Annotated in this window: 3 protein-coding genes and 1 pseudogene; 1 reads left to right on the forward strand and 3 read right to left on the reverse strand. The window is 72.9% G+C overall.

The genetic code is table 11. The annotated features are described in order from the left end of the window. A pseudogene (locus tag I003_RS33810) lies at window positions 1–180 on the forward strand (DUF6851 domain-containing protein); the annotation flags it as partial. A gap of 125 nt (window positions 181–305) precedes the next feature. Here the strand turns inward: I003_RS33810 and I003_RS0129170 are convergent. From I003_RS0129170 to I003_RS35375, 3 genes are all read right to left on the reverse strand, one after another. Continuing rightward, the gene (locus I003_RS0129170) at window positions 306–956 is read right to left on the reverse strand and encodes a TetR family transcriptional regulator (protein ID WP_027774677.1); all 651 of its coding nucleotides are present in this window, start codon (window positions 954–956) and stop codon (window positions 306–308) included. A gap of 73 nt (window positions 957–1,029) precedes the next feature. Further along, window positions 1,030–2,304: a cation:proton antiporter domain-containing protein gene (locus tag I003_RS0129175; RefSeq protein ID WP_027774678.1), complete on the reverse strand. Its 1,275-nt coding sequence runs from the start codon at window positions 2,302–2,304 to the stop codon at window positions 1,030–1,032. A 79-nt stretch (window positions 2,305–2,383) separates the two neighbouring features. After that, window positions 2,384–3,139: a helix-turn-helix domain-containing protein gene (locus I003_RS35375; protein ID WP_158689049.1), complete on the reverse strand. Its 756-nt coding sequence runs from the start codon at window positions 3,137–3,139 to the stop codon at window positions 2,384–2,386. Window positions 3,140–3,342 lie beyond the last annotated feature (203 nt).

Consider the following 3,342-nt stretch of genomic DNA (forward strand, 5'->3'; position numbering starts at 1 on the left):
GATCTGTCGATCCACTTCCCGACCTGGACCGACTTCACCCGCACCTGCGGTAACAGCCGGGTATGGGCCGGTGTCCACTTCCAGGAGACCGTCGAGCGGACCATCGTCTTCGGTGAGCAGTTCGGCGACCTGGCCCACGAGTTCGTCACGCGGCAGGTCAACGGCGACGTCGAGGACTGACCTTTGTGCCCGCCGCGGCTGCGGCACCGGGCATGAAAAGAACAGGGCCCCGCGGGCGCCGGGGCGGATGCGGATCCGCCCCGGTTGCTCGCGAGGCCCTGTTCTTCGTCGCCCCCCCGCGGGGGTCAGTCGGGGGTCAGGCCGTGTTCCAGTACCTGCAGTGCGCGGTCGAACATCTCCGGCAGGTTGCCTTCCTGCCCGTGGTCGCCCCATTCGAGGACCACCTGGTGCAGGCCGCCCATGAGGGCGCCCACCATGACCCGCAGTTCGAGGCGGTCGTACCCGGGCCCGGCGCGCTCGGCCAGGGCCGTGGTGAGGACCTGGACCGCCTTGTCCTGGCCCTCGTGCATCTGGGCCCGCAGTGCGGGCACTGTGCGCACCAGTTCCATCCGCCACCGGTACTCCGCGTTGAACTCCTCGTAGGCGGCGCGCACCATCTGTGACACCGCCGCCCGCAGGGCGGTCAGCGGCGGCTCGTGTGCCGGGCGGGCGCTCAGCAGTTCCGCGCCGGAGAAGGCGTAGTCCTCGTCGCGCAGGACGATCTGTTCCTTGTTGCGGAAGTAGCGGAAGACGGTGCTCGGCGAGACCTCGGCGGCCGCGGCGATCTGTTCGACGGTGGTCTGGTCGTACCCCTGCTCGTCGATCAGCCGGCGGGCCGCCGCACGGATCGCCTGGCGGGTGCGCAGCTTCTTGCGCTCGCGCAGGCCCGGGCCGGGCTTGGCGCCGGCGTTCGCCGGCGTGGCCGCGGACGTCTGTTCGGGTGTGGCTTGGGACATAGAGGTCATTGTCGTGCAGCCGGCGGCCGGATCGGCCGGAACCCCGGCCGGGGGTCCGCCGCCGGGGTGGGTGTCAGGCGCGGGCGCCGACGGTGTCGGCTTGGTGTCCGGGTGCCTCGCCCGGGGCGGGCACGTCGTCCTCCTCCGGGGGGCGGCCGAGGATCCAGCTCAGCAGCGGCCCGGTCATCGCGGTGGTGAGCACGGCCATGACGACCATGAGGGTGTAGAGGTCCTGGGTGAGGAAGCCCAGTTGCAGGCCGACGTTCAAGACGATGAGTTCGGTCAGGCCGCGGGTGTTGAGCAGCGTGGCGAGCGCGGCGGCCTGCCGTGGCGGCATGCGGTTCAGGCGGGCGGCGGCGAATGCGCTGAGGGATTTGCCGCCGACGGCGACCAGGAGGATCAGCGCCAGGGCTCCCAGGCCGCCGGTGTCCAGTTCGGAGAGGTCGACCTGGAGGCCGGAGACGAGGAAGAACACCGGCAGCAGCAAGGTGGCGGTCATCTGCCCGAGGCGGTTGTGGACTTCGGCGTGGAGCCGCTCGGTGCCGGTGCGCGGGAGGATCGCGCCGAAGAGGAACGCGCCGAAGATGTAGTGCAGTCCCACCCATTCGGTGGCGGCGGCGGACAGCAGCAGACCCGCCAGGATGCACGCGCACACTGTCGGGGTCAGGCGCAGTTCGCTGCGGCCGGCGGCCAGCCGGCGCAGCAGCGGGCGCACGACGAAGAGCATGGCCAGCAGGTAGGGGACGGCCAGGAGCATGCGCCACTGGCCGGCGCCGGCCGGGCTGGTGACCGCGACCACGACGGCGAACATGACCCAGGCCAGGACGTCGCCGACGGCGGCGCAGGCCAGTGCCACCGCGCCCAGCGGGGTGCGGGTCATCCGCCGGTCGGTGAGGATGCGGGCCAGGATGGGGAAGGCGGTGATCGCCATGGCGACGCCCATGAAGAGCACCAGGCCGGTGGTGTCGCCGGTGCCGTAGTCCTGCGCCAGGTACAGCGCCAGGAGCATGCCCAGGCCGCAGGGCAGCAGGATCGAGCTGAGGGAGACGGTGACGGCCAGCGTTCCGTTGCCGCGCAGCAGCGCGGCGTCGATCTCCAGGCCGACGATGAACATGAAGACCGCGACGCCGACCGCGGCCAGGGCGCTGAGCAGGGGCCGTATGTCGGCGGGGAAGAGGGCGTCGCTGATCGCGCCGTCGAGCAGGGTCGGTCCCAGCGCGACGCCGGCGAGGACTTCGCCGATCACCGCCGGCTGGCCCAGGCGCCGGGCCAGCATGCCCAGCAGGCGGGCCAGGAGCACGATGACGGCGAGGCCGGCGAGAAGCGACGTGGTCTGATCCGTGTGCATACCTTCCCTCTCCGTAAGGCGGGGTCCCGGCGCTTCGGCGTTGTCGGCGGCGTAGACGGACGGGCCGGGCCGGGCGGGCTCATGCCGCTGTCGGCTGGGGGTCCATGCCCGTCAGGGCGAAGAGGATCGGCGGGCGGGTCCAGTCCATCGGGGAAAGGGTGATGTCGCGGATGCGTCCGGCGTCGGCGCCCACCCGCACCGGGCCCACGGTGGCGGTCAGCCAGGCGGTCTCACGCCCGGTGCCGGCGGCGGGCCCGTCGTGGGCGAGCGCGTGGATGTACCAGGTGCCCGCGGGGATCCGGGGCAGCGTGAAGCGGCCCGGTGCGCGGGTGCTGCTCCAGGATGCGGGGGTTCCCTGCAGGATGGCGCCGTCGAAGGCGCCGACGTAGGCGCGGGAGAGTTCCGCCCCGGTGGTGCGCAGGAGCCCGGTGACCGAGCCGGTGGGCGGGGCCGGCGGCGCCGGCGCGGACACCGGCGGCGGGGGGAAGGAGGGCCGGCGGGTCCGGCCGGCCCGGTCGCAGGAGAGTTTGCGGTACTGGGTGGGGGAAAGCCCGACCGACTCGGTGAAGCGGCGGGTGAAGCTGCCCGGACTGCTGTATCCGACCCGTGCCGAGACGTCGGCGACGTTGAGCGGGGTGCTCAGCAGCAGGCGCTTGGCCTCGTGCAGGCGCACCGCGCTGAGGAACCGTCCCGGGGTGACGCCGGTGATGCGGGTGAACTCCCGCAGGAAGTGGTATTTGCTGACCCGCACGCTGCGTGCGAGGTCATCGAGGCTCAGCGGCTCACAGAACCGTTCGCGGATCGTGTTGACGGCATGGCGTACGAGGTGCTCCATACGGGGGGCTCCCGGTCGCGGTCGCGGTCGAAGGGCCGTCGCCGCTCGGTGCCGGTGGGGCCAGGGGCGCGACATGCCCGGGTGTTCACCTGCCGCCCTGCGGGTCGCTGCCCTGCCCCCCGGGGGGTGCGGCGTGGCCGGATGCCCGGGGGCAGGGGGGTTCGGGCCCGGTGGCGCGGGCGGTGCAGGGCGGCCGGCGGGGG

Source organism: Streptomyces sp. CNQ329, from assembly GCF_000482585.1.